This window comes from Asticcacaulis solisilvae (assembly GCF_052327315.1).
Classification (GTDB): domain Bacteria; phylum Pseudomonadota; class Alphaproteobacteria; order Caulobacterales; family Caulobacteraceae; genus Asticcacaulis; species Asticcacaulis solisilvae_B.
Genome location: NZ_CP166196.1, coordinates 445,962 through 469,270 on the forward strand (window position 1 = coordinate 445,962; position 23,309 = coordinate 469,270).

A 23,309-nucleotide genomic window follows, 5' to 3' on the forward strand; every position below is an offset into this window, starting at 1 on the left:
GCCGGAACGGCCGAGCCGTTGCCTTCGGCAAGACCATGAAAGTGTCGCGATTGCACTTTTTGGTTAATTGCGGCATTGATAGCAAGCGAACAGCGCTATGCGTGATTGTCCGCCGGTTCGGCGTCGATGCCAACTGACCACACTCGCGGGGGCGACTCTATTGAATCTGAATTCGATGCCAGGCCTGACAATGTTTTTTGTCGGGACGATACTCGTGCTGGTGATATGGTTTCATCGAAAATACGATGAAAAGGCCGTGCACTTTGGCCCAACGATTCTGACAACGACCGGAATTTTTGCCACGTTCGTCGGCATCGCAGTAGGACTGCTCGACTTCAACGCAAACAACATCCAGGCAAGTGTGCCTGCGCTCATCGGCGGCCTGAAGACGGCCTTTTGGGGATCCGTGATCGGCGTCGGCGGTGCCCTTTCGCTCAAGTTCCGCCAATTGCTCTTTGGAAATCCCGTGGCGCCGGCGACAGAAGACGCGCCCAAGGACGGGGTGACGGCAGAGCATTTGGCGCAGCTGTTGAAGGCCATCCAACAGGCATTGGTCGGCCAGGATGACTCGACGCTCATTACGCAGATGAAGCTCGCCCGGCAGGAAAACAACGACCGCTTGGACGCGTTGAAGAAGGCCCAAGTCGAGGCTCTCGAGAAGCTGTCTGAACTGGGGTCAAAGGCTCTGATTGAGGCCTTGAAGGATGTGATCCGCGACTTCAATGACAAGCTGACGGAGCAGTTTGGTGAGAATTTCAAGGCTCTGAACCAGGCCGTCGGCGAACTCGTAACCTGGCAAAATCAGTACAAGGCGCACATCGAAAAGGTCGAAGAGACCAATGCGACAATTGCAGCCGCGATGAAGGAATCGTCGGACAGCTACAAGAAGCTGGTCGGGGACGCCGAGGCCTTCACGAACGTCAGCCGCGATCTGTCGGGCCTGTTGACAGCGTTGGATGAGCAGCGGACGGAGCTGCGTCAATCTTTGGAAATGCTTAGCAAACTGGTCGCGTCTGCGGCGACCGGGCTGCCGCAGATCGAGGAAAAGATTCTTCAGATCACACAGCAGCTGTCCACGGCTGTCACCCAAAACCAAACCGAGCTCTCGAAGGCACTGACTGAAAACGCCAACTTGGTCCGGACCTCGATCGAGAGCTCGACCAAGGATATTGGCAAGGTCAACTCGGACTTCGCAGCGGAGATCGCGGCGATGGTAGCGAAGACAAAAGAGCAGGTGACCGTCCTCGATACCGCTCTGGCCGAGGAACTGACAAAGTCCCTCGAAGGCCTCGGTCGTCAGCTCGCGGCGCTTTCGGAGAAGTTTGTCAGCGACTATAGCCCGCTGACCGACAGGCTGCGTGACCTAGTTAAAGTTGCCGAGCGCGCGCAATGAGCATTGAAAAGATGCTGGCCATAAAGAGCGGCAACGCTCATCCGCACACCGATGAAGACCATTGGATACCGCTCGCGGACATCATGACCGGCCTGATGATGATGTTCTTGATGATCGCCGTCATCTTCATGGTGAAGGTCCAAGCGGACGCGGCGAGGGCTGACCAAGTCGCGGTGACCTATGACGAAATGCGGTCGCACATCTACGACGACCTCAATAAGGAGTTTGCCCGGGATCTGCCAAAATGGGGCGCCACCTTAGACCGCGATCTCACCATCCGGTTCAAAGAGCCGGATGTTCTGTTTGCCACCGGCCAGGACAACCTCAAGCCTCGCTTCGCACAGATATTGGACGACTTCTTCCCGCGGTATGTTCGCATTCTCAACGATCCCAAGTACCGCGACTCGATCGAGGAGATTCGCATCGAGGGACATACGTCGAGCTTTTGGAACGGGAACGCGTCAGCTGAGGAGGCGTACTTCAACAATATGGCGCTGTCACAGGCGCGCACCCGGACAACGCTTCAGTATGTGTTGTCGCGGCCGGCAGTACGGGGCGAGCGCGGCTGGCTGACAGCGCACCTTACCGCGAATGGCCTGTCGTCCTCAAAGCTCATCCGCTTGAAGAATGGCCAAGAAGATCGCGAAGCCTCTCAGCGGGTAGAATTTCGCGTCAGGACAAACGCGGATGCGCGCATTGAGCAAATGCTGAAGGCGAGTGGGCGATGAAGCTGCCGGATTTCTACAATAGCAGCAGCCTGAACAGCCTGCGCCGGAAAATGGGTATCGCGGCCACGCAGTTTGGTAACCTGGAGTTCGACCGCCTGGAGGGACGTCTATCTCGCGACGAGCTGGAGCGCCTGACGTCGTTGGAAGGCTTGGATATCGAGTCTCTTGACGATATCCGGGTGCTGGACGACGGCACTCTTGCTTACAAGAACAGCCGCGTCCTCCTCTATATCCGCGACCATACCGTCTACAACGAGCGGCCGATCGATCCGAAATTCCATGTCGTAAACTGCGACACGCTCGACGAAATGAAGCGCAGACGGCGGTTTGCGCGATACGTCGTTGCCACCAAGCTGGATGGAACATTCCGCCTCAACATCATCAACGGCAGCGAGAAGACGAGCGAAACCAAGAAGCTCTCTGTCTGCCAAAACTGCATGAACTTTCTGCACTTCGACGGGTTTGACATGACCATGCCGCGGGCACGCAGGTACGAGCTCGTCAATGCCTTCTCGATCGGCAGGTTCTTCGAAAAATATCCGAAGACCCTTATCAGCGACGTTCCAAAACACGATGCCGACAACGCACCGTTAAACGACTACAACCAGGATTTTTCCGCCAAAAGCACCGCACTTCGGGTTGCGGCAAACTGGCAGTGTCAGAACATTTCGTGTGGAATATCGCTAAGGGATACCAATCTCCGTAAGTACCTCCATGTGCACCACCTAAACGGCGTCAAATCTGATGACTCCGCTTCAAACCACAAGGTGCTCTGCATCGCTTGCCACGCTGACGAACCGAATCACGGGCACATGAAATCGTTGCCGGAGTATCGCGAGTTTATGGGTTTAGGGCTGACTTCTAGCCGCGTATCCGCTTAGTTGCAATGGAGGGGCAAATGAGCGCCGAAATTCTCAAAAATATGGACTTCAGAGACGTAGCTTTCTGGTACCGCAAGGACGGCTTTCTCCGGTATCAATATGACGGCGCGAAAGAGTTCGAAGGGATCTTTGACATAAGTAACGTCCTATACGCGTTCGTTGAGGGGCACGAGGTCCGCTATATCGGCAAGACAACCCAAAGCGCGCGGACCCGGTTTATAGGTTACTGTACACCTTCACCGGCCCAATCGACCAATGTGAAATGCAACCGTGAGATCGGGGAAATTGTCGATCGGGGCGGAACAGTACGCATCTTCATATTCAGCCCCATTTCCCATTTTTCTTATGCTGAATTTCCAATCAATCTCGCCGCAGGCTTAGAAGACGCCTTAGTTGCCCGCCTGCAGCCGCGGTGGAACGGTAAGGGTGCAGGCAAAAATGTCATCGTCAGGACCGAGACGGCCGAGCAGGAACAAGAAGCGCTCCATATCGAAGAGGAGCCGCTCGCAATCCCCACCGAGTACATATCGGAGTTTACGATTAAACTTGGGACAACCTATTACCGCGATGGGATGGTAAACCCGGGTGTGGACGCAAGTAAGCACTTGGGGCCTCGCGGCGACCCCATCACGATATCTTTCTCAGATGGAACCAGTGACGTAACTTCTGCGATCAATCGTACTGCAAATAAAACAGGAGCTGTTCGTTTTGTAGGTAATAATAGTCTTATTGCCGATTGGTTTAGGATGAACTTCCGTAAAGGCGAATACGTCCGCGTGCTCATTCTCAGTCCAAACCGAGTTATGTTTTTGGCTCAGCAACATTCAAAATCTTCAAATGTTTGATTGGGGGCAGGACGAGCGGCCGAATTAACGGCGTCGCGCTATCGGAGTTCGGTCAGAGCCGATATTCAAAGCAAATTGGTGCTAGACGGCTTTCGTCCAAATGCCATGGATTGTGGACCTGGATCGTGCCGCCTGACGTCCTTCCATTACTCTCGTCGAGTTCAATACCGGAGACGACGATTAAGATATTTTGTGGATGGCGGGAGAGATGGAGCGCGACTTCGCTCCGTGTGATCAGGATGGATTCAGATCCGCCTGTAGTCCCCTTGACCTCGACCACCCATTCTTGTCCGTCCCGGGTAGCTCGAAAGTCGCAGCTTTCTTTTGCTGATACGTCCTCATACTTGAACTTGTGGTCGTCAAGCCACTCACGCGCCATGCCCATGGCATGGAGCTCGACGGCCTTACGCAACGGGCCGGGCAGTCCGCGTCCCTGACCTTTCGCCGGCGGCTTGAGAGGGGAAACGACCTTGTCAATTTCAGCTTCCAGGTCACGAAGGTCCGGGCTAGCGGTGCCAGGCTGTAGGCCATGGTCTAGGGCGTAGTACAGCTTTTGCAGCGGGCCGAGAAACCGCACCAGGTCGGCTTCCAGTGTACTATCGCCAGGAATTGCGCCAGCTGGGTAGAACTTTGAGAATAAGGTCGTCCTCTCATACGCGCTCCCATATCCGACTGACCCCAAAGATATCCCCCTTCTGATCTGGCTGTCGTTTCGAAACTCTTGTCCGACAACCTTTCCTGCCCAATCCATCAGGTATTGGATTTCCTTCTCGGGCTTTGGAACGCCGTCATCAGTAGAGCCGTGGATGAGGCAAAGCGACACGCCGGATCCATCGGCATGAAAAAGATAGACAATGTACCAGCCGTCCTGCGCTGACGGTGCCTTCACCTTGTTGTACCACCTTGTCCAGGGAATATAAGTTTTGGTGCCGGTACCGTCTCGACCCTCAGCATCCGCGTCGGCGCCGTAGATGCCCAGTGGATCACGGAGCTTCTGGCCAAGTGCGCGCAACTGCAACGGCAGAGTCCTACGAACAAGGATGCCCCTCCGTTCCATGGCTGGCGTGTTCTGGGGGCTAAACTCCAGTTGGAGGCGGACGATTTCGGCCAATGTTTCGCGCATGTTATAGCAACCCTGTTAGTTAGCCTTTACGTCGAACCCAAGATACCGCATCGCTTTCGCCATGCGGCCTGTCATAGGCGGCGATACTTCAGGCTTCACTGTGCCGAGCAGCTCCAGTGCGCAGAATTTCCCAAAGAGTTGTAGTTTGTACTGCCGGTCATATAGCACGTCGTGCAGCCGCTCCACGAAATCGCCCTTATCGTGGAGCAGATGCATAAGCGTGGCCCGCACGCGCTCGACGTCGTTATTGTTTTGGCTCCAAAACTCCAATGGTAGGTTTTTGAGGCCACCAGCAACGAACCGAAGTTGTTCATTGAACGCGTGTAGGCATAAAAGGCCTTTCGTTATGCTTTGACGGTCAGCTGCGCGCAGAGCTTCGGACGTTCCGAACACATCTTGAACGGTGCCCAACCATGGAAAGTATTCATCGGGCACCATATGATCAGCAGTCTCCACCCATTGCGGGCCTAACTGAATGATTTTATCGTCTCGCGCCGAAGGTGGGAGGATTTCTGCTGTCTTCCAATTATCACCGGGAGCATGCGCCAGGCGCACCCAGTTCAAAAAGCGGTTGGTTTGGTTAGCGAGTCCCACACGCTCAAATTCCGGTCGGAGATATCCCGAGCCTTCTAGGACTTGTCCGATTCGCGTAAAATACGGCCTATATTGCTCGACGACGTCCTTTCGTAACCCGTCGATGAATAGCTGGACTTTAGTCTTGCTGGCGCTCTTGACGTCAAAGTTCCTGGGTCTGACCTTGCCGACCGCTTCTTCAATAATTTCATCGGGAGTTAAACCAGTTTTTTGCTGAAACTGCGCATGCACCGCTTTAAATCGCTCGAGTTGTGGTTCGTCGAGACTTTGGCCATACTGCCAAAGATCGGCGAAAAGCGCCCTTAGCTCATCCAACACGTCCGGTTCGTTTTCCGCCTCAACGCACAGCATCGCTTCCCGATTGGCCATTAGCCCGCCGCCGGTGAGGTTAGACGACCCCACCATTCCAGCGTTGTCGAAAAGATAGATCTTTGCGTGGAAGTCTCGGGTCAAAAAGCGAACGTTAGTGTTAGGAAGGGCGAGGGCTTGTCCTAACGCAGCCGGGCTGGTCACGGTATTCAATCCAATTAACAACTGGACGGTCCGTTCACCATTGGCGGCCAACCGCAATTCGTCCACCCTTGTAAAATACGGCGCCGCGGCGCATACGGTCGTCGAATTGTGTATATATTTCTGCAGCGGGCCGACCACAAAATCGCTAGGCCCCCCGTTCGAATAGAGTCGCTTTGTCATGTGCCCTCCCAAGCGTCGCCGTACCCTAGTGGGATAATTGGTGGACGACAACTCACACCCGGAAGCCGGCCACCAGGGCTAAAGAAATGACCGAAAATTTTTTGCGGACTTTTAGCGGACATTCCGATCGGCGCCAAAAAGGGTGCGCGATCAGTCCGAATTTGCCGGTTGGAAATCCGCATCGGCAAATATGCTCCCGAGTTTGCAGCATACTTTCGATAGGGGCGTACCCGCGTTCATAGCTGCAAATATCAAATCGATCTCGTCTTTGTCGAACTCGACCGTCACAGCGTATTCACCTCGCATCGTCAGTTCCGCCCGGACTGTTGCGTTGAATTTCAAACGAAAACCGTCGCGGCTCTCAATGGTATCGATGCAATCTTTAATGTTTTTCGGAGTGAGCTTTTTGGAGCCAATATGCTTAACGCCATGGCTGCGGTGCCAGCCCTCGTAATTCATCTTCATGGGGGGGGGGCCTCTTGTGCTGCCTAAACGTCATATATTAGATAACGGCCGGTTTCAAGTCTGAAATTTCGGATATTATCGTCACTAAACTATATTAGTGTCTTTGTTCGTCTCCATAGCTCTTGACCGGTCAGCGCTATAGGTGTAAACCAGAGGCTCGGGTATCGCGGGTGGGGACATGCATGAATTACTGGTTTGAGCCATACGGCCATTTCGACGTTGCGCGCGACGACGCGACCACATGCTCGCGATCACAGCGACAGCTGTGGGATCAGTGCGAAGCGCTCGACCCAGGCCTTTCGCGTGCAATCGGCTGCTACCTATTCTGTCTAAAGGACGGCCAGATTATCACGCCCTGGTATGTCGGAATGACGCGTGCACGAGATGGCTTCCGAGATGAGGTGTTTCAAGACCATAAGCTAGGTCTGTATCAATGGAGCCGCCAACAGGTTGGTCGAGGTCAGCCGATCCTTTACCTGTTCGCCCTTTGCACGGAAACTGGGCGTTTCAGCAACGCTCGTAAGGCCGACGAAGCTGTGATTAAGTGGACAGAAAAAATGCTGATCGGTTTGGCTTATGCCAAGAACCCCAATCTTGCGAACAAGCGCGACACAAAATTTCTCGAAAACACAGTCATAAACGGACTGCTGGGGCCACGTCGTCCTGGCCGGCCACCTTCGCATGTCCAAGACCTAAGAGAAGCGCTTTTCTAACAGCTACTTATGCTCCGCTCCGTCCCGCTTTCCATTGTCTGCCAGACTCAATTCGCCACTTATTCCGCTTCCTACATATCGGACGCGCAATTGGCGCGGCTGACCATTCCTAGAATTGATACATCCAGACTGCCCCGGTGATTGGTCGAGAAGGCAGATTGCCTATTGGTACATTTCCCACACCTCACAACAAAAGTGTTCTCCTCTGCCGCTATGCCAGACTGCAGGCGCCTTTTCTTAATGGCGTGCGGCACACACTGGTATCGAAATCTCGTTAAATTGGTCGTCTAAGCTACATAAAATGGACGGAAACGCCGTAAATTTTTTGTACCTGATTTCTGCAACTTGGTCCCATTTTAAAAACTTGGGTTGACCGTCCGTTGCTATCAATATTCCTGCCTCATATGTATCGAGGATAGTGGTCGGCAACATTTTTCCGCTAGTTAATACAATCGAACTTTGGTTTTGGCTTGAGATGAGAGTCCAAGCTCGATTGTCGCCTGCAAGAAGTGCCGCTCCTAATGCAATAGGAACGACTAGGTAAGATGATAGTCTAAAGGAGCCGGTAATGTGGCGATAGCGACCAAGGACATAACTTGAACCTGCCATAATGAGTTGGCCTAAAAGTACAATCACGGACGAGTAAAAGGTAAAATATATTGCACCTACAGACGCGACTACGATCGCGAGAATTTTCAAGACTCGGACTCGCCCGCGTTCATCGAACCTCGGTCTAACATCTTGACGTGGGGTGGTGCTCGTTTTCAGTTGATTATCATGCCAGACGGGAAGGTAGAAGTTTAAACCAATCGACACCCCTCCGTACAGCGCGGTCAGAGGCATTATTGCCAAAGTGCCTTTTGAAATATCGATCAGTGAGATGGGTACATCTCCGAAAAAAATTCCTAATCGGAGAAGAAAGGCGAGCCGGTACGCGTAACTAATGGCGAAGCTCACCGCTACAAAAGCCGCGCTCATCTTTAGGAAATAATCAATTTTCTTCTCGTCCATTACGCCCCCCGTATCTACACATTAGCGTTTGCTCTTACACTAGAGCCGAATTTCGTGTGGCGCAACAACTGCGCTCAATGCGGAGCGTATTGTCGGGCGCCCGGTTGGTGATAGCCGTGGAAGCTACGATACCCTGAAACATCGTCAATAGCAGGAAATGGCCCGTGACTGTGGGGCAGGTAGCAGGCGTAGGCTGTACAAACTGCGCAACGAGTTCAAGTTGCCACTCGCACTTCCCAGAGCCGCTATTATGCGCAACAGCGGGTTCTTAGACCTATAATATCGATTATGGGAAATACTGCCTGCCCTGTAGAAGGGTGTCTCGCATTCAGTGCAAGAGATCGACATTGATCCTTCCGATATCGACTCTGAAGCCACGTGGCGACACTGCCGTGTTGCGAGCAGGAGCCCCTGCGTTTTAGCTATAGCTAACCTAACGACCAGCCCCTCCGATGGTTTGAAGACTATGACGAGCGCCGCATGCGGCCGCCGGGCACGAACGCCGTATGGTTGCAATAAATAGTTAAGTCGCTTATGCTTGTGCAAGGCAAGCCGCCAAAGGTCATGAGAATAAATTGGCTAGGCGAAGCTTTAGGGGATGAATGACATCAATTTCGTTTGATAGCGCATGCGTTTTTGCCATCAGCCGTATGGAAACTTGAAGAATATGGATTGTCTCGGATGATATCGAAGCAAGTTCATCGATCCGGGCTAATTAATTTCACTGACGATCAAGCCAATCTGAAAAGAGCCATCCAAATGTTTCAGGATCTTGGACCGGGAGCCATTCGAAGGCTTTCCAGCCTAACGCCCTTCGACCGCTATATCGTAAAATATTTCTTCGAAGGGGTAAGTCCTGAATAGGGAGTTCGGCATTTGTGGAGGACACGAGGGTTATATTTAGGCTGGTTTTACGGAGGGGCTTTAAATGATCGAAGATTTAGCAGTTTCAAAGACGGCAACCTTTTTCAGTATTAAGCGTAAGTTGTCCAACAAATCATTAGAAGACATGTTTGTGGCCTTGCGACTGAGTTACGGCGTAACGACCAATAATCTCTTTAAGCATACTCGAGTAGCGTCGGGGGCGGCGCGCTGGTCCGCGATCTCATTCTTATACGAAAGTCCTCCTTCTTTTTTGGGAGCAGATACAGCGATACGGGAAACGCTTTGTGGCTATCTTATGCTAGTGGAGTATGAGGGACACGTTGCCATATTTTCCTCCAGAATAAGTCTTCCGTCGTCTTTCAAATCTACGCACCTGGCGCAGATCCCAATTGCAAAGATAGAGAACGCTATTGCTAAGGCTGACGCCGTATTCCACCGCATGAGAATGCGTAACATGTCGGTGTCCCCGTTTGCTATGCGCAACAAGACGTTGGAAGCAAAGAACCTCGCTAACGTTGTTGGACCCGCGGGTAGCCGCAGATACGCACCGCAAGCCTATACAGTTGAAGTGGGGGGAAACTTTAGCACGGCGACACCGAGCACCGGGCGCATCGGCATTCGTTCTGATCGCGTCGGCCATGATGAACTACTTGGCTTTGCCCAGCAAGTAATAGATGGCCTCCGCTCTCAGCCTGGCCAAGTGTCAACCTTTATAAGCTCATTTGCGAGACCAGTGTCTCTGGAAGACACACTAGCTGAGTGCCAGCCCGTGACGATGGCTATCGATACCAATCGACTAGTCGAAGAAGTAGCCGGGGAGGCGCCCACAGTTCGTCTTGTGCGGGGAGGGGAGAACCGCGTGGAGCTGTCAGCAGACGAATTGACTGCCCTATTCAATTATCTTGATCGGCCCGTCGAAATTACCGGCAACGACAGGCTTCGGAAGATTATTGATCCGGTCGATGCAGCCGAGGTCGGTTCGATAAGTGTAAACAAATCTAGAATTGCGCTCCGCTCTTTAACGCAGCCACCCGCATCGGATGTACAAGTCGAAAGTCTTGAATTTGGGGCTGGCGCAGATCCTAACCCCCGTTCTTTGCAAAAATACCTCGATGAAATCGACGCTCCCGTTATACTGTTTGACAATGTACGGTACGCCTATATCGACGGTCAGGTGTTTCGCGACGAAACATTGCTGGATGGAGGTGCGTCAATCCTTCGCTATTGTCGCACAGAAGCCCTTCTGGCGCAGGTTACGAGTGAAAAGGGAAACTTCGCGCCTGGCCAAGCGGTGTTCGATGCAACCTCTACGTTCGGCGTCATTGTAAACGAGATCGGCAACGCCGATACTACCTTAATCTGTGATGATCTCGGCGACGAATGGGCCGACTTCATCGGCATTAGGGTGGACAACAACATCACCCATATTAATTTCTATCACGCCAAGCATGGTCCCTTGTCGCTCGGAGCAGGACCATTTCATGTCGCGATTTCGCAAGCCATTAAAAACCTCGGCAATATGACCTTTCCTGAGGACCGCATGGTCGCAAAGATCCAAGGATGGTCGACAACGTATAACGCACCTGGCCAGGTTACTCAAATTCCTCGAATTTGCCGAACCAATTCAGTCGATCTCAACGGCCTTATAAATGAAGCTCGGCTAGCGCCGGAGTCTTTGAGGCGCGCCACGATCGTGACCTCTTCGTTGAGTAAGAAAGCCCTTAAAGACGCTTTCGAGTTGATCAAAAATGGGCAGAGGCCGACCCCATCATTTGTCCAGCTCTACTGGTTGCTACAATCCTTTTTTTCTGCGTGTTCTGAGGTTGGGGCGACGGGCGCTATAGTTTGTCAGCCATAACGAACATCGGTGATCTTGTCCGATTCTTTGATCCTCATATACAAAGAAAATTGATTCCTTGACGACTGCTTTGACGCGTTATCGCTTTGGACTCAATCGATGACCTTTATGTGAGCAAAGCGAACTTCTGGAATGATCTGGACTTCTGAGACACAACAAGCATTGCTGTTGGTGTCCAGCCCGGCGGTCCCGGGCTTCGGTCAGTGACGGCGCTGGGATAAGCCTAGCGCGTCATGATCCGAGGACGACATGACTAAGAAAGCCCAAAAACACAACTTTTCTGGCGATGCTAGCATCGATGGCGTCGCCGAGCCGATCTCGGCTGGAGCCGCCGCAGATCCGGTCGAAGCGGTTTCCGCTCCAAGCAGCGAGGAAGCTCCAGTCTTATCCCCGCAGGCACTACAAGCCACCTCGACCTCCAAACAGGACACCGTCATCGCGCTGATGCAGCGGGGGGAGGGCGCTTCGCTGGACGAGCTGGTAGCGGCTACTGGTTGGCAGAAGCACAGCGTCCGTGGCCTAATCTCGGGCGCTTTAAAGAAGAACCTGGGCCTGACGGTGGAGACGGAGAAGACCGCTGAAGGTACCGTCTACCGTATCGCGGCGACCGCCGGCGGGGGTACCAATGCCGTCTAAAGTTGTCGACGTGGCGGACGAAGTAAGCGCCATCGCGATCGCAGACCGCTCTATTCTCCTGGAGGAATGGCAGGCGCTTTACGGCCCCTCGGTCCCCAAGAACATCAGCACATTGCTGCTGCGGAGGGCGTTAGCGCATCGGCTGCAAGAGAAGGCGCGGGACGGGCTTAAGCCTGCCTTGCGTCAGTACCTTCGCCAGGTCGCTGAGACCCATAAGCCGTTGAAGCTGATAAAGGCGCCAGAGCCGGCCCTGGCCTCGGGCTCTCGCTTGATCCGGGAGTGGAATGGGAAGACTTACGAAGTGACGATGCTAGCCGAAGGCCAGTTCGAGATGGATGGCAAGACCTATCGGTCGCTGACCCAGATCGCCAGAATGATTACCGGTGTCGCCTGGTCCGGCCCGCGGTTCTTCGGCCTCGTGAAGGTCAAATCCAAATGACCAAAGCTCTTCGATGTGCCATTTACACCCGCAAGTCGTCAGAGGAGGGGCTGGAGCAGGACTTTAACTCTCTCCATGCCCAACGCGAGGCATGCGAGGCTTTTATCAAAAGCCAGCGCCATGAGGGCTGGGAGCTCGTTGAAGCCGCTTACGATGACGGTGGCATCTCTGGCGGCACGATGCAACGGCCGGCCCTCCAGCGCCTCCTAGACGACATCCGCAATCGTGAGGTCGACATCATCGTCGTCTACAAGGTGGATCGGCTAACGCGGTCGCTGGCGGATTTCGCTCGCATGGTGGAACTGTTCGATGCCCAGGGGGTGTCGTTCGTCTCGGTTACCCAACAGTTCAATACCACGTCATCGATGGGCCGGCTTACCTTGAATGTGCTGTTGTCCTTTGCGCAGTTCGAGCGCGAGGTCACGGGCGAACGCATTCGGGACAAGATAAAAGCCTCAAAAGCCAAAGGTATCTTCATGGGCGGGCGTGTGCCGCTCGGATACCGGGTGGAAGACCGCAAGCTCAATATCGTGGAGGACGAGGCCAAGACGGTTCGGCATATCTATGAGCGCTATCTGGCTTTGGGATGTGTTCCTGATCTGAAGAGAGAGCTCGACCGCCACAACATCCGCGGGCGGGCCGCCAATGCTGTCGATGGCTCGGGCAAGGCTGCGCGGTTTTCACGCGGTGCACTCCACGACCTGCTGCGCAATCCGGCCTATGTCGGTATGATCCGCCACAAGGATACCTGCCATCAGGGTCAACATGAGCCCATCCTAACCCGTGAATTATGGAACGCGGTCCAGGCCCAACTGGACGCCAACCGCAACGGGCCGAAGATGCCAACAGCTCCCCGCAAAACCGAACCGGCAGCTTTAATCGGAAAGGTCGTCGACGAGGCGGGGGAACGATTGACGCCTACCCATACTATCAAAAAAGGGCGGCGGTACCGCTACTACATCTCTCAACGTTTGACGCGGCAGGGCGGTGACACCGGCTGGCGCCTGCCCGGGAAGCGTTTCGAAGATCTGGTTAGCAAGGCCGTTCGGCAGATCTTCAGCGATAGCGTCGCACTGTCCTTGGCTTTGCAAGCAGCCGGCGTTCCCGCCACCGCCTTCGGCACCATGATCGCTGCCATTAAGCACCGAATGACAGAAGTTTCGGATGAGCATCTATTGACCCAGGTGGTCAAGCAAATCCAACTGGAAAGCGCGAGCATGCGCCTGACCTTGGACCTTAGCTCGATGATCGACCAGCAAGGGCAAGCAGACCAGCCCTTGCTGATCGAGCGTCTGGTCCCGATCGACATGAAGCGACGCGGCGTCGAGATGCGCCTGGTCCTGCGCTCCCATAACAACATCACTGCCAATGTCGATCCGATCCTGGTGAAGATCATCGCCAAGGCGCATACCTGGTTCGAGGACCTGGCGACGGGCTCTGTCGCCAACATCAAAGAGCTCGCTGCACGAGAAGGTGTAAGCCCGAGCTATGTCGGTGACCTACTGAAACTCGCCTTCCTGTCGCCGAGGGTGGTCGAGCAGATCGTCGCTGGACAGCAGCCGGCTAACCTCGTGGCCGACCACCTGATCCGCGCCCACGCTCTTCCGTTCGACTGGGATGCCCAGGAACAGCTGCTGGGCTTCGCCTAATCCTCAAAACTCAAGTACTGCCAAGTGTCTCTGGAGACGGGCGCCTTATTGCGCCTGGAGATCGGCCGAACGGCGGAGTCTCTGGTTGGGCTTTGTAACCGACAGACGGAGAATAGTCCGCACCTTCCGCGGGTTAGCGCAGCCGGGTAAAATCAAAGGAGTTTCAGGAGTGTCTACCGCGGCGGAATGGTGGAGCTAAGCGGATTCGAACCGCTGGCCTCCTCATTGCGAACGAGGCGCTCTACCAACTGAGCTATAGCCCCATTCCGTTCCACGGAGGCCGCTTTAATAAGCCAAGCGACGGGCATGTCAAGCCACAACTGAACTTGTGCATGCCGACGAATTCCCTATATTCACGACTGATTTTCAGGCCAAGAGGTCCGTGCGCATGGCGCCCATCATCCATATTATCTTCCATGTCATCAACGGGCTTTTCAGCCTTATCATCCTGGCGCTGATCATCAACGCCATCCTGAGTTGGCTGGTGGCGTTCAACGTCATCAACACCCGGAACCCCGCCGTGTGGCGGATCATGGACCTGCTGGACCGTATTACCGCGCCGATCCTGGCGCCCTTTCGCGCCTTCATTCCGCCGCTGGGCGGCCTGGACCTCAGCTATATCGTCGCCTACCTGGTGATCCAGGGCATCCAGATCTACCTGCTGGGGCCGGCCGAGCAGAACCTGACCCTTCTCGTCGGCGGATGATCCGCCTGTTCGTGCGCCTGACGCCCAAGTCTTCGGCGGAGCGCATCGACGGCTGGGATTTCGATGAGCACGGGCGGCGGTTCCTCAAGGTCCGCGTCCGTGCCGCGCCCATCGAAGGGCGGGCCAATGAAGCCCTGATCGCTTTTCTTGCGAAAACGCTGAAAGTGCCGAAGTCGCGGCTGACGCTTGTCGCCGGCGATACGGCGCGCCTCAAGGCGATCGAGATCGAGGGGCTGGACGAAGCCGCGCTCGCAACCCTCCTGCCATAAAAGAAGCCCTCCGGCGCAGAGCGCCGAAGGGCAGTTCACCTTTGCGAGGTGGTCTTCAGAGTGAATAGCGTAACCGGCTTTGATTAAGCGGCGGTCAACGCGGACTCACGAATCTGGTCGTTGATGGCTTTCGACACCTGGCTGCCCGAAGCCGAGCCGCCGAGGTCGCGCGTCAGGATGCCCTTTTCGACGATGGCGTCGATCGCAGCGTCGAGCGCGTCGGCTTCCGTCATCAGGTTCAGCGAGAAGCGCAGCATCATGGCGACCGACTTGAGCGTGCCGATCGGGTTGGCCAGGTCCTTGCCGGCGATGTCGGGCGCCGAGCCGTGGATGGGCTCGTAGAGGCCCTTGCCGGTAGCGCCGAGCGACGCCGAACCCAAAAGACCGATCGAGCCCGGCAGGACCGAGGCGAGGTCAGAAAGGATATCGCCGAACATGTTCTCGGTCAGCACGACGTCGAAGGTCGTGGGGCGCGTCACCAGGTGCATGGCCATCGAGTCGACGAGCGCGTGTTCGAGCTCGACGTCCGAATATTCTTCCTTGTGCAGGCGGATGACCGTCTCACGCCACAGGCGCGAGGTCTCGATGACGTTGGCCTTGTCGACACTGGTCACCTTGTTGCGGCGCTTGCGCGCGGCGTCGAAGGCGACGCGCGACACGCGTTCGATTTCCTCGACCGAATAGACGCATTCGTCCGATGCCATTGTCTCGGAGCGCGTGCGCTTGCCGAAATAGAGGCCGCCGGTCAGTTCGCGCACGATCAGCATGTCGGCGCCCTGGACGATCTCGGCTTTGAGCGGCGAGCGGTGGACCTGGCTGGCCTTGACGTCCATGGGGCGCAGGTTGGCGAACAGGCCCATCGACTTGCGCACGGCCAGCAGGCCCTGTTCCGGGCGCATCTTGCCCAGGTCCCACTTCGGGCCGCCGACGGCGCCCAGCAGGACGGCATCGGCCGCCAGGCAGGCGCGGTCGGTATCTTCGGGATACGGATTGGCGTCGGTATCGATGGCGATGCCGCCGATGCGCTTTTCGACGAATTCGAAGCTGTGGCCGTAGACTTCGCCGATGGTTTGCAGGGCCGATACGCCGGCGGCGGCGACTTCGGGGCCGATGCCGTCGCCCGGCAGGACGGTGATGTTGAAGCTGGCCATGTTACGCCGCCTTTCCGTGGGACTGTTCGAACTGTTCGATCTCGGGCAGGCGCTTGAGCAGCCAGCCCATGGCGTCGACGCCTTCCAGCAGGCACTGGCGGGCGAAGGCTTCGACCTCAAAGGTGAACACCGTGCCGTCTTCCAGCGTCAGCGCATTCTTTTCGAGGTCGATCGTGACGCGCTGCTGCGGGTTGGCCAGCAGCTTGTCGTGCGTCGCCTTGTCGACGACGACGGGCAGGAGGCCGTTCTTCAGGCAGTTCGACTTGAAGATGTCGGCGATCTCGGTCGAGATCACGGCCTTGAAGCCGTAGTCCATCAGCGCCCACGGCGCGTGTTCGCGCGAAGAGCCGCAGCCGAAGTTATTGCCGCCGACCAGGACGCGGTGCTCGGTCGGATCGATCGTGTTGAGGATATGCGGCTTTTCCGAACCGTCGGCATTGTAGCGCCAGTCGTTGAACGCGACCTTGCCCAGGCCGGCCTTGGTCGTGGTCGTCAGGAAGCGGGCGGGGATGATCTGGTCGGTGTCGATATTGGCTTCCGGCAGCACGAGGATGCGCGACGAGAAGGCGTGTATGGATTCCTGGTTGGACATGATTAAGCGCTTTCCAGAGCCATGAATTGACGGGGATCGGCGACGTGGCCGGCGATGGCGGACGCCGCGGCGGTCGCGGGCGAGGCCAGCACGGTGCGCGACCCCGGGCCCTGGCGGCCTTCGAAGTTGCGGTTGGAGGTCGAGACGGCCAGCTGGCCCGGCAGCACGAAGTCGCCGTTCATGGCGATGCACATCGAACAGCCCGGCAGACGCCATTCGGCGCCGGCGTCGAGGAAGATCTTGTCCAGGCCTTCCTTTTCGGCCTCGACGCGGACCCATTCGGAGCCCGGCACGATCAGGGCGCGCACGCCCTCGGCCACTTTACGGCCCTTCATGATCTCGGCGGCGGCGCGCAGGTCGGCCATGCGGCCGTTGGTGCACGAACCGATGAAGACGACGTCGACCTTTTCGACTTCGCGCTTTTCACCGCCGGTGAAGCCCATGTACTTGAGCGCGCGCTGGTCGTCGTCGCTGGCGGCAACGGGCACGCCCTTGGCGATGGCCGCGCCCTGGTCGGGCGAGGTGCCCCAGGTCGCCATCGGCTCGATGGCCGAACCGTCGATGGTGATTTCCTTGTCGAAGACAGCGCCTTCGTCGGAAGCCAGAGCCAGCCAGCCCTTGGCGGCTTCGTCGTAGGCAGCCCCTTGCGGCACGTATTCGCGGCCGCGCAGCCAGTCGACCGTCTTCTGGTCGGGGGCGATCATGCCGCAGCGCGCGCCGGCTTCGATCGACAGGTTGCAGACCGTCATGCGGCCTTCCATGTCGAGGTCGCGGATGACGCTTCCGGCGTATTCCAGCGCGTAGCCGGTGCCGCCCGAGAAGCCGAGCGTGGCGATGACGGTGAGGGCGACGTCCTTGCCGGTGACGCCCGGCTGGAGCTTGCCTTCGACATTGATGCGCATCGTCTTGGGCTTGCGCTGGGCCAGGCACTGGGTGGCGAGCACGTGGCCGACTTCCGAGGTGCCGATGCCGAAGGCGATGCAGCCGAAGGCGCCGTGCGTCGAGGTGTGGCTGTCGCCGCACACGACGGTGAAGCCCGGCTGGGTCAGGCCCATTTCCGGCCCGATGACGTGGACGACGCCGCGGTTTTCGGCGTCATAGCCGAACAGGCGCACGCCGTTCTTGGCGGCATTGGCTTCCAGCGTCTCGACCTGGCGCTTGGCCTGCTCGGTGACGTAGGGGCGGTTGCCCTGGGCGTCGGGGCGGAGCGTCGGGATCGAGTGGTCGAGCGTGGCGAAGGTACGGTCCGGACGGCGCACCTTCAGACCCCGGGCATCCAGCTCCGAGAAAGCTTGCGGGCTCGTCACTTCGTGGACGAGGTGCAGGTCGATATACAGGACGGCCGGCTTGTCGGCGCCTTCGGGCTCGACGACGTGCGCGTCCCAGACTTTTTCGAATAAGGATTTAGGCATCGTGCTCTCTCATGACGAAGTCCCGCGCCTCGGCCCGGGACCTGCCATGTCCTCGAATGGGGAAGGATGGCGTGCGCCATCCTTCGGGTTGGATTTATTCCGCCGGGACGGCCGCCCCGATCGGGTCGAGCCAGCCGAAGCGGTCTTCGGTGGTGCCATTGAACAGACCGTGGAACAGGGTCTGCAGACGGCGGGTGATCTTGCCCGGGCCGTTGGCGCGGACGGGGATGTCGTCGACCGAACGGATCGGCGTGATTTCGGCGGCCGTGCCGGTCATGAAGATTTCGTCGGCCAGGTACAGCAGTTCGCGCGGCAAGTCCTGCTCGACGACTTCGATACCGTCGGCGCGGGCCAGCTTGATGATGGTGTCGCGCGTGATGCCGCCCAGGATCGAGGCGGCCACCGGCGGCGTCAGGATCTTGCCGTTCATGATGACGAACAGGTTTTCGCCTGCGCCTTCCGAGATCAGGCCGTTGACGCCCAGGCCGATGCCTTCGACATAGCCGCGCGAACGGGCTTCCTTGCCGATCAGGTACGACGACAGGTAGTTGCCGCCGGCCTTGGCCAGCACGGGGATGGTGTTGGGGGCGGCGCGGTTCCACGACGAAATGCAGACGTCGACACCCTTTTCCAGGCCTTCTTCACCGAGGTAGGCGCCCCAGCCGAAGGCGGCGATGGCGACGTCGACCTTGACGTTTTCGGGCTTGGGGGTCACGCCCATGCCGCATTCGCCGAGGAAGGCGATCGGACGCCAGTAGGCGCTTTTCAGGCCGTTGGCGACGATGACTTCCTTCGACGCGGCGACCAGTTGGTCGAGCGTGTAGGGCAGGGCGAAGCCGTAGATGCGCGCGGAGTCTTCCAGGCGCTTCAGGTGGTCGGCCAGGCGGAAGCCGGCGGGGCCGTTCGGCGTGTCATAGCAACGGATGCCTTCGAACACCGAGGTGCCGTAGTGCAGGGCGTGCGTCATGACGTGGACCTGGGCGTTTTCCCAGGCGATGGTTTGGCCGTTGAACCAGATTTTATCAGCGAGCTTTTTCATGAATATCAGCTTTGGAAAGTCGTGTCGGTATGGATGGACCCTGTACTCCCATTTTCGGGCGTGACAAGGGTCGATTTCTCGGTGCCGCGCACAAGCGCGCTCAGACCGAGCCATACCGGACCGGGGCCGCGACCACGGCCCCGATGACCTTCTCCGATTGGTGATGGGCGCATACGGTGTGTCATGCGCCGATCTCGTGCTTCGCCTTGGCCGTCGCCGCCTTGCCGCCCGTGCGGGGATCGGCATCGAGGCGGGTCACGCCATACAGGCGATCGATCTGCAGACCCAAGGTGTCGGTATTGCGCGACGGATCGCGCGGACGCACCGTCAGCGACAGGCCGCGCTTTTCACCCAGGTCGTAAAGCTCAGCCGCGTCGATATGGAAGCCGCGCCGTTCGACGAGGCCCATGACGCGCATCAGGCTGCCTTCGAGACGATCCAGCTCAATATGAATCAAGTGGCTCATCCCAGCGTTCCTCCATCATGTCCGCGTTCGAGGCGCCCGGCGGAACGAGCGGCCAGACGTTTTCGCGCGGATCTATAACAACATGCAACAAGGTCGGTCCCTCGGCGGCGAGCAGGCGATCGATAGCGCCGTCGACCTCGTGCCGATGGGTGATACGGAAGGCGTCCAGGTTGAACGCCTTGGCGACGACGACGAAGTCGGGGTTGTCCGACAGGTCGATCTCGGAATAGTTTTCTTCGTAGAAGAGCTGCTGCCACTGGCGCACCAGGCCCAGCGACGAGTTGTCGAGCAGCACGATCTTCAGTGGGATCCGGTAACGGTTGAGCGTTGCCATCTCCTGGATATTCATCATGAAGCTGCCGTCGCCCGAAACCGTGACGACGTGCTTGTCCGGGCAGCCGAGCTTGGCGCCCAGGCCCGCCGGCAGGCCGTAGCCCATGGCGCCGGAGCCGCCCGAGGTCAGGTGCGCGCGGTTGTTGGCGAATTCGCAGTGCTGGGCGACCCACATCTGGTGCTGGCCGACATCGCAGGCGACCATGAACTTGTCGCCGGCCTTTTCGGACAGGGTCTTAAGCAGGCCCGGCGCATAGACGCCCTTGCCCGGCGCATTGTACTTGAAGCGGTGCTCCCACTTGTCGGCCTTGCACTTTTCGACCCACTTCTGGATGCCGCCGACCTTGGGATTCAAGGCCGCCAGCGCGACCTTGAAATCGCCCAGGACCGCGACGTCGGCGCGGCGCAGCTTGCTGATCTCGGCCGGGTCGATATCGAAATGGATGATCTTGGCGTTGGGCGCAAAGGCGTTGAGCTTGCCGGTGGCGCGGTCGTCGAAACGCGCGCCGATGGCGATCAGAAGGTCGCTGTCCTGGACGGCGATATTGGCGGCGCGCGTGCCGTGCATGCCCAGCATGCCCAGCGCCAGTTCGTGCGTCGTCGGAAGCGTCCCCAAGCCCTTCAGGGTCGAGACCAGCGGTATACCCGTGCGCGCAACCAGGTCGCGCAGCTCCTGCGAGGCATTGGCCATTTCAACGCCGCCGCCAACGTAGAACAGCGGCTTCTTCGCCTGCTCGATCAGCTTTTCGGCGGCCTTGAGCGCGCCGGCGTCGGGCGCCGGCGGCGTCCAGGCGGGGAAGGTGGCGGCGTGCGACGTCGCGACGCGCATCGAAGCGACGTCCTTCGGGATGTCGACCAGGACCGGGCCGGCGCGGCCTTCCTTGGCGATGGCAAAGGCCTCGGCCAGGATCGACGGAATTTCGGCGGGATCGCGGACCAGCCACGAATGTTTGACGATCGGCAGGGTGATGCCTAGGATATCGACTTCCTGGAAGCCGTCCGTGCCCATCAGGTGCGTGCCGACCTGGCCGGTGATGCAGACCAGCGGAATCGAGTCCATATAGGCGTTGGCGATGCCGGTGATCAGGTTGGTGGCGCCGGGGCCCGACGTCGCCATGCAGACGCCGACGCGCCCCGTGGCGCGGGCATAGGCGTCGGCGGCGAAGGCTGCGCCCTGCTCGTGGCGGACCAGGATGTGCTGCAGGCCGGATCCGGCCAGCGCATCGTAGATGGGCATGATCGCCCCGCCCGGATAGCCGAAAAGGGTCTCGACCCCAAGTGCCTTGAGGGTGGAGATGACCAGCTGTGCTCCGGTGGGTTGATTGCTCATCGTGGGCTCGAAGTAGAAAGAGAAAGAGGCTTTTCTCCCCATTGAAAATAGGGAGGTGTCAGCGAAGCTGACGGAGGGGTTTGCTACGGAGCTGACCCCTCCACCACTTCGTGGTCCCCCTCCCCATCGATGATGGGGAGGAGATTTTTGTTACGCGTCGACGTTCTGCTTGCTTTGCAGCCAGCTCATGCGCGAACGGAGGTCCTTGCCGACCGTTTCGATCTGATGCTCCAGGTCCTGGCGCATCAGGGCGGTGTAGCGCGGGCGGCCGGCCATGTTTTCCAGGATCCAGTCGCGGGCGAAGTCGCCCGACTGGATGTCGTTCAGCACTTCGCGCATGCGCTCACGGGTTTCCTCGTTGATGATGCGCGGGCCCGAAACCAGGTCGCCGTACTTGCAGGTTTCCGACACGAAGCTGTGCATCTTTTCCATGCCGCCTTCATACAGCAGGTCGACGATCAGCTTCAGCTCATGCAGGCATTCGAAATAGGCGATTTCCGGACGGTAGCCGGCTTCGACCAGGGTTTCGAAACCCATCATGACCAGCTCGGTCGTGCCGCCGCACAGGACGGCCTGTTCGCCGAACAGGTCGGTTTCGGTTTCTTCCTTGAAGCTGGTCTCGATGACGCCGCCGACGGTGCCGCCGATGCCGCGCGCGTAACCCAGGGCCTTGCGAGCGGCTTGACCCGAAACGTCGCGCTCGACCGCGAACAGCGAGGGGACGCCACGGCCGCGCTGGTATTCGCGGCGGACCAGGTCGCCCGGGCCCTTGGGGGCAACCAGGATGACGTCCATGTCGGCGCGCGGAACGACGCGGCCGTACAGGACCGAGAAGCCGTGGGCGAACAGCAGCGCCACGCCCTTGGGGGCGTAGGGCTCGATGATGTCCTTGTAGATGTCGGCGTGCGACATGTCCGGCGTCAGGATGGCGATGATCGTGGCGTCGGCGATGGCGTCCTTGATTTCCGCCGTCGTCAGGCCGTCATGGGTGGCCTTGTCGTAGCCCGAACCGCCCTTGCGCACGCCGACGATGACGTCGGCGCCCGAGTCGCGGAGGTTCTGGGCGTGGGCGCGGCCCTGGCTGCCGTAGCCGATGATGGCGACGCGTTCGCCCTTCAGGCTGTCGGGCGAAACGTCGTCATTGGTATAGATCTTCACTGAAAAGTCTCCGTAGTCGAAAGGATATAAAGGGGTTGAAGCTTATTCGGCGGCCGCGATCATGGCGGCGTAGCGGGCAGCAGCGTTGAAGGTCCCCTTCTTGCGCTGCGCGCCGCGCCGGATGTCGATGTCGGCCAGGATGTCGATGCGCCGGCCGGCGATATCGACGTGGATGATGTCGTCGTCGTTGACATAGGCGATCGGACCGCCGGCGGCGGCCGACGGCGCGATATTGCCGATGACGGCGCCCGAAGCGTTCGAGCCCGTGCGGCCGTCGGTGATGACGGTGACGCGCGCCAGGCCCGAGGCATTGAGCGCGGCGGTGACCGAGGCCACGCCGGTGTCGGCCAGGATATCGGCGTCGCGCGCGTCATTGCGCACGATCAGGATGTCGCAGTCGCGGATGCGGCCCTTCGCGATGGCTTCCAGCGCATCGGCGGCGGTCGAGAAGACGCGGGCCGGACCGTCGAAAATGTCGGCCTCGAACCCGCCCAGGCGCACCACGCAGCCTTCCGGCGCGAGGGTGCCGTGGAGGATGGCGAAGCCGGAAGCGCTGGTCTGTTGCGTTGTGTGCGCGGCGTCGAAGGCGGTCAGGACGGACATGATGTAACTCGGTGACGTGGGTTTAAGTCTGCGTAGGCCGGTCGGGAATGAAGATGTGCGAAAAGATCCCGCCCGTATGAGGAGCGGGAGGATTTGATCCTCTAAAAGCGAAGGTTCAGCCCTGCGCTACCACTCCGTAAGCAAGGGGCGTACTACGCCCCCAATAAGGAGAGATACGAGGCTAATCACGACGGACGACGAGAACAGGCCGACGGCCAGAACCTTGAGGCTCCGGTCGGCGTCATTCCGCATCGCTATGGCTTTCGCCGGGGTCATGATTTGGGCTCCAGACACGGCCGGCAAACGATATGCGCCGGTCGTTGCGGGGCATATAACC

At 58.2% G+C, this 23,309-nt stretch carries 23 protein-coding genes and 1 tRNA gene; 11 read left to right on the forward strand and 13 right to left on the reverse strand.

The genetic code is table 11. The features are described 5' to 3' along the window. The first annotated feature begins 160 nt into the window (after positions 1-160). From AB8717_RS01965 to AB8717_RS01980, 4 genes are read left to right on the forward strand one after another with little or no spacing between them, the layout of a single operon-like run. Positions 161-1,393, forward strand: coding sequence for a hypothetical protein (locus AB8717_RS01965; RefSeq protein ID WP_443749354.1), 1,233 nt, complete (start codon positions 161-163; stop codon positions 1,391-1,393). Beyond that, positions 1,390-2,121 (forward strand): OmpA/MotB family protein, encoded by a 732-nt coding sequence (locus AB8717_RS01970; protein ID WP_443749355.1) that lies wholly within the window; start codon positions 1,390-1,392, stop codon positions 2,119-2,121. Before AB8717_RS01965 ends, AB8717_RS01970 begins: the two co-directional genes overlap by 4 nt. Next, positions 2,118-3,002 carry a hypothetical protein gene (locus AB8717_RS01975; protein WP_443749356.1) on the forward strand — a complete coding sequence of 295 codons (885 nt, stop codon included), beginning with the start codon at positions 2,118-2,120 and terminating at the stop codon, positions 3,000-3,002. Before AB8717_RS01970 ends, AB8717_RS01975 begins: the two co-directional genes overlap by 4 nt. Before the next feature lie 17 nt (positions 3,003-3,019). Beyond that, entirely contained in the window at positions 3,020-3,847 is an 828-nt protein-coding gene (locus AB8717_RS01980) for a hypothetical protein (RefSeq protein ID WP_443749357.1), read from the forward strand. A 52-nt stretch (positions 3,848-3,899) separates the two neighbouring features. Here AB8717_RS01980 and AB8717_RS01985 read toward each other — a convergent pair whose 3' ends face one another. From AB8717_RS01985 to AB8717_RS01995, 3 genes are all read right to left on the reverse strand, one after another. After that, positions 3,900-4,970 (reverse strand): MrcB family domain-containing protein, encoded by a 1,071-nt coding sequence (locus AB8717_RS01985; RefSeq protein WP_443749358.1) that lies wholly within the window; start codon positions 4,968-4,970, stop codon positions 3,900-3,902. A 15-nt stretch (positions 4,971-4,985) separates the two neighbouring features. After that, positions 4,986-6,257, reverse strand: coding sequence for a phospholipase D-like domain-containing protein (locus AB8717_RS01990; RefSeq protein ID WP_443749359.1), 1,272 nt, complete (start codon positions 6,255-6,257; stop codon positions 4,986-4,988). A gap of 150 nt (positions 6,258-6,407) precedes the next feature. Continuing rightward, positions 6,408-6,722: a hypothetical protein gene (locus AB8717_RS01995; RefSeq protein WP_443749360.1), complete on the reverse strand. Its 315-nt coding sequence runs from the start codon at positions 6,720-6,722 to the stop codon at positions 6,408-6,410. A gap of 182 nt (positions 6,723-6,904) precedes the next feature. On the opposite strand from AB8717_RS01995, the gene AB8717_RS02000 reads away from it, so the two are divergent. Continuing rightward, on the forward strand, positions 6,905-7,435 hold the full coding sequence (locus AB8717_RS02000; protein WP_443749361.1) for a hypothetical protein: 531 nt from the start codon (positions 6,905-6,907) through the stop codon (positions 7,433-7,435). 237 nt (positions 7,436-7,672) lie between these two features. Here AB8717_RS02000 and AB8717_RS02005 read toward each other — a convergent pair whose 3' ends face one another. After that, positions 7,673-8,446 carry a hypothetical protein gene (locus tag AB8717_RS02005; protein ID WP_443749362.1) on the reverse strand — a complete coding sequence of 258 codons (774 nt, stop codon included), beginning with the start codon at positions 8,444-8,446 and terminating at the stop codon, positions 7,673-7,675. 928 nt (positions 8,447-9,374) lie between these two features. Between AB8717_RS02005 and AB8717_RS02010 the strand changes: the two genes are divergently transcribed. The 4 genes from AB8717_RS02010 (at position 9,375) to AB8717_RS02025 (ending at position 13,913) form a co-directional block, all read left to right on the forward strand. After that, the gene (locus AB8717_RS02010) at positions 9,375-11,189 is read left to right on the forward strand and encodes a hypothetical protein (RefSeq protein WP_443749363.1); all 1,815 of its coding nucleotides are present in this window, start codon (positions 9,375-9,377) and stop codon (positions 11,187-11,189) included. Between the two features lie 249 nt (positions 11,190-11,438). After that, a complete protein-coding gene (locus tag AB8717_RS02015; RefSeq protein WP_443749364.1) occupies positions 11,439-11,825 on the forward strand; it encodes a DUF3489 domain-containing protein in 387 nt (128 codons plus the stop codon). After that, positions 11,815-12,264 carry a DUF2924 domain-containing protein gene (locus tag AB8717_RS02020; RefSeq protein ID WP_443749365.1) on the forward strand — a complete coding sequence of 150 codons (450 nt, stop codon included), beginning with the start codon at positions 11,815-11,817 and terminating at the stop codon, positions 12,262-12,264. Before AB8717_RS02015 ends, AB8717_RS02020 begins: the two co-directional genes overlap by 11 nt. Further along, entirely contained in the window at positions 12,261-13,913 is a 1,653-nt protein-coding gene (locus tag AB8717_RS02025; RefSeq protein WP_443749366.1) for a recombinase family protein, read from the forward strand. Before AB8717_RS02020 ends, AB8717_RS02025 begins: the two co-directional genes overlap by 4 nt. Positions 13,914-14,100: 187 nt before the next feature. Here AB8717_RS02025 and AB8717_RS02030 read toward each other — a convergent pair. Beyond that, positions 14,101-14,176 (reverse strand) — tRNA-Ala (locus AB8717_RS02030). A 125-nt stretch (positions 14,177-14,301) separates the two neighbouring features. Here AB8717_RS02030 and AB8717_RS02035 point away from each other — a divergent pair. Both AB8717_RS02035 and AB8717_RS02040 read left to right on the forward strand, forming a co-directional pair. Further along, complete coding sequence (locus AB8717_RS02035; protein WP_443749367.1) at positions 14,302-14,619, forward strand: YggT family protein; 318 nt, start codon at positions 14,302-14,304, stop codon at positions 14,617-14,619. Next, positions 14,616-14,888 carry a DUF167 family protein gene (locus AB8717_RS02040; RefSeq protein WP_443749368.1) on the forward strand — a complete coding sequence of 91 codons (273 nt, stop codon included), beginning with the start codon at positions 14,616-14,618 and terminating at the stop codon, positions 14,886-14,888. The genes AB8717_RS02035 and AB8717_RS02040 overlap by 4 nt, the downstream gene beginning before the upstream one ends. Positions 14,889-14,971: 83 nt before the next feature. On the opposite strand, the gene leuB is transcribed toward AB8717_RS02040, so the two are convergent. From leuB to AB8717_RS02080, 8 genes are all read right to left on the reverse strand, one after another. Then, the gene (gene leuB, locus AB8717_RS02045) at positions 14,972-16,039 is read right to left on the reverse strand and encodes a 3-isopropylmalate dehydrogenase (RefSeq protein ID WP_443749369.1); all 1,068 of its coding nucleotides are present in this window, start codon (positions 16,037-16,039) and stop codon (positions 14,972-14,974) included. A gap of 1 nt (position 16,040) precedes the next feature. Beyond that, positions 16,041-16,631 carry a 3-isopropylmalate dehydratase small subunit gene (gene leuD / locus AB8717_RS02050; protein ID WP_443749370.1) on the reverse strand — a complete coding sequence of 197 codons (591 nt, stop codon included), beginning with the start codon at positions 16,629-16,631 and terminating at the stop codon, positions 16,041-16,043. A 2-nt stretch (positions 16,632-16,633) separates the two neighbouring features. Then, entirely contained in the window at positions 16,634-18,043 is a 1,410-nt protein-coding gene (leuC, locus tag AB8717_RS02055) for a 3-isopropylmalate dehydratase large subunit (protein WP_443749371.1), read from the reverse strand. A 94-nt stretch (positions 18,044-18,137) separates the two neighbouring features. Next, complete coding sequence (locus tag AB8717_RS02060; RefSeq protein ID WP_443749372.1) at positions 18,138-19,082, reverse strand: branched-chain amino acid transaminase; 945 nt, start codon at positions 19,080-19,082, stop codon at positions 18,138-18,140. Between the two features lie 181 nt (positions 19,083-19,263). After that, positions 19,264-19,548, reverse strand: coding sequence for an ACT domain-containing protein (locus tag AB8717_RS02065; RefSeq protein WP_443749373.1), 285 nt, complete (start codon positions 19,546-19,548; stop codon positions 19,264-19,266). Then, complete coding sequence (gene ilvG / locus AB8717_RS02070) at positions 19,526-21,211, reverse strand: acetolactate synthase 2 catalytic subunit (protein ID WP_443749374.1); 1,686 nt, start codon at positions 21,209-21,211, stop codon at positions 19,526-19,528. The genes AB8717_RS02065 and ilvG overlap by 23 nt, the downstream gene beginning before the upstream one ends. Positions 21,212-21,361: 150 nt before the next feature. Continuing rightward, entirely contained in the window at positions 21,362-22,369 is a 1,008-nt protein-coding gene (gene ilvC / locus AB8717_RS02075) for a ketol-acid reductoisomerase (protein ID WP_443749375.1), read from the reverse strand. A 42-nt stretch (positions 22,370-22,411) separates the two neighbouring features. Continuing rightward, complete coding sequence (locus AB8717_RS02080) at positions 22,412-22,972, reverse strand: hypothetical protein (RefSeq protein ID WP_443749376.1); 561 nt, start codon at positions 22,970-22,972, stop codon at positions 22,412-22,414. Positions 22,973-23,309: the final 337 nt, after the last annotated feature.

Excerpts from the sequence above, each read along its gene's own strand:
- AB8717_RS01970 (WP_443749355.1), top strand. The coding sequence starts at position 1,390 with ATGAGCATTGAAAAGATGCTGGCCATAAAGAGCGGCAACGCTCATCCG.
- AB8717_RS01975 (WP_443749356.1), top strand. The coding sequence starts at position 2,118 with ATGAAGCTGCCGGATTTCTACAATAGCAGCAGCCTGAACAGCCTGCGC.
- AB8717_RS01980 (WP_443749357.1), top strand. The coding sequence starts at position 3,020 with ATGAGCGCCGAAATTCTCAAAAATATGGACTTCAGAGACGTAGCTTTC.
- AB8717_RS01985 (WP_443749358.1), bottom strand. The coding sequence starts at position 4,970 with ATGCGCGAAACATTGGCCGAAATCGTCCGCCTCCAACTGGAGTTTAGC.
- AB8717_RS01990 (WP_443749359.1), bottom strand. The coding sequence starts at position 6,257 with ATGACAAAGCGACTCTATTCGAACGGGGGGCCTAGCGATTTTGTGGTC.
- AB8717_RS01995 (WP_443749360.1), bottom strand. The coding sequence starts at position 6,722 with ATGAAGATGAATTACGAGGGCTGGCACCGCAGCCATGGCGTTAAGCAT.
- AB8717_RS02000 (WP_443749361.1), top strand. The coding sequence starts at position 6,905 with ATGAATTACTGGTTTGAGCCATACGGCCATTTCGACGTTGCGCGCGAC.
- AB8717_RS02005 (WP_443749362.1), bottom strand. The coding sequence starts at position 8,446 with ATGGACGAGAAGAAAATTGATTATTTCCTAAAGATGAGCGCGGCTTTT.
- AB8717_RS02010 (WP_443749363.1), top strand. The coding sequence starts at position 9,375 with ATGATCGAAGATTTAGCAGTTTCAAAGACGGCAACCTTTTTCAGTATT.
- AB8717_RS02015 (WP_443749364.1), top strand. The coding sequence starts at position 11,439 with ATGACTAAGAAAGCCCAAAAACACAACTTTTCTGGCGATGCTAGCATC.
- AB8717_RS02020 (WP_443749365.1), top strand. The coding sequence starts at position 11,815 with ATGCCGTCTAAAGTTGTCGACGTGGCGGACGAAGTAAGCGCCATCGCG.
- AB8717_RS02025 (WP_443749366.1), top strand. The coding sequence starts at position 12,261 with ATGACCAAAGCTCTTCGATGTGCCATTTACACCCGCAAGTCGTCAGAG.
- AB8717_RS02035 (WP_443749367.1), top strand. The coding sequence starts at position 14,302 with ATGGCGCCCATCATCCATATTATCTTCCATGTCATCAACGGGCTTTTC.
- AB8717_RS02040 (WP_443749368.1), top strand. The coding sequence starts at position 14,616 with ATGATCCGCCTGTTCGTGCGCCTGACGCCCAAGTCTTCGGCGGAGCGC.
- leuB (WP_443749369.1), bottom strand. The coding sequence starts at position 16,039 with ATGGCCAGCTTCAACATCACCGTCCTGCCGGGCGACGGCATCGGCCCC.
- leuD (WP_443749370.1), bottom strand. The coding sequence starts at position 16,631 with ATGTCCAACCAGGAATCCATACACGCCTTCTCGTCGCGCATCCTCGTG.
- leuC (WP_443749371.1), bottom strand. The coding sequence starts at position 18,043 with ATGCCTAAATCCTTATTCGAAAAAGTCTGGGACGCGCACGTCGTCGAG.
- AB8717_RS02060 (WP_443749372.1), bottom strand. The coding sequence starts at position 19,082 with ATGAAAAAGCTCGCTGATAAAATCTGGTTCAACGGCCAAACCATCGCC.
- AB8717_RS02065 (WP_443749373.1), bottom strand. The coding sequence starts at position 19,548 with ATGAGCCACTTGATTCATATTGAGCTGGATCGTCTCGAAGGCAGCCTG.
- ilvG (WP_443749374.1), bottom strand. The coding sequence starts at position 21,211 with ATGAGCAATCAACCCACCGGAGCACAGCTGGTCATCTCCACCCTCAAG.
- AB8717_RS02080 (WP_443749376.1), bottom strand. The coding sequence starts at position 22,972 with ATGTCCGTCCTGACCGCCTTCGACGCCGCGCACACAACGCAACAGACC.